Genomic DNA, 1,010 nt, shown 5'->3' on the forward strand with positions numbered 1-1,010 from the left:
GTTCGGGACGGGACCGGTCTCGACGAAGTCACGGTGTCGCTGCTTGTGGCGGCGCGGAACGGCGACCTCCTCTACGATATCTCGCGGTGGGGCGAGGACGTCGGGATCGCATCGAAGGCCACGTTCTCCCGGACGAAGACGCGGATGGAGGAGTCCGGCGTCATCGAAACCGAAAAGGTACCGATCGACGTCGGCCGGCCGCGTCTCCGGTTGCGACTCGGCGACGAACGGCTTGATGTCGACGACGAGAGCGAGTTCGCACGCGTCGCCCGGTCGCTGCTCGCGGAGTGAGCATCGGCTTCGGGGCGTGTCGACCGCGGCGTCCGCGGCTTTTATCGCCCCTCGACCGGACGTGAGCGGTATGCACAGCAAAACGCATCCGGGTCCGACGCTCGGTGGTCCGGCGTGACGACCGTCGGAGTGCTCGGCGGGGGCGTCGCGATGGAGTCGGTTCGTGCGGCCGTGGCCGACACTGACGCCGAATCGGTGGCCATCGACCCCGCCGGCGTCGGCGGCTGCGACGTGGCCGTCGCGGTCGGGCCGTCCGGCGGTGGGGACGCCGAAAGGGGGCTCCTCGAGCGGGCGGGGACGCAGGCCCGGACGACCCGAACGCCGCTCGTCGTCGTCGAACTCGGCGGCGTCGGTGGACGGCCCGTCGAGGGCGTGTCGGCCTCGGTGTCCGGACACACCCCCGGGACGGCGTGTCGGGCGTGTCTCCGCGAGCGCGTCGCGGCGGCCGACCCGGCGACCGACGAGGGTCACTGTGGGGCGGCGGCGGCCAGGTTCGCCGGGGCGGTCGCCGGCCGAGAACTTACGACGCTCCTCCGTGGCGACGAGTCTACGCTCGTCGGTGGCGTGATCGAGGTCCCACACGCCCGGCGTCGGGTGTTACCGGTCCCCTACTGCGAGTGCGACGGGGGCGACACCGGTAGCGGCGCGGGGGACGAATCCGAGGGCGGCGACGGCGCCGGAGTGCCCCATCACCACGAGCCGCGGTCGCTCGAGGAGTC

The 1,010-nt window shown here is 72.4% G+C and carries 2 pseudogenes; both read left to right on the top strand.

What is annotated here, in order from left to right:
- A pseudogene (locus tag DP106_RS15410) lies at nt 1–291 on the top strand (transcriptional regulator TbsP domain-containing protein); the annotation flags it as partial.
- A gap of 114 nt (nt 292–405) precedes the next feature.
- A pseudogene (locus tag DP106_RS15415) lies at nt 406–1,010 on the top strand (YcaO-like family protein); the annotation flags it as partial.

The organism is Halonotius pteroides, assembly GCF_003605635.1.
Classification (GTDB): domain Archaea; phylum Halobacteriota; class Halobacteria; order Halobacteriales; family Haloferacaceae; genus Halonotius; species Halonotius pteroides.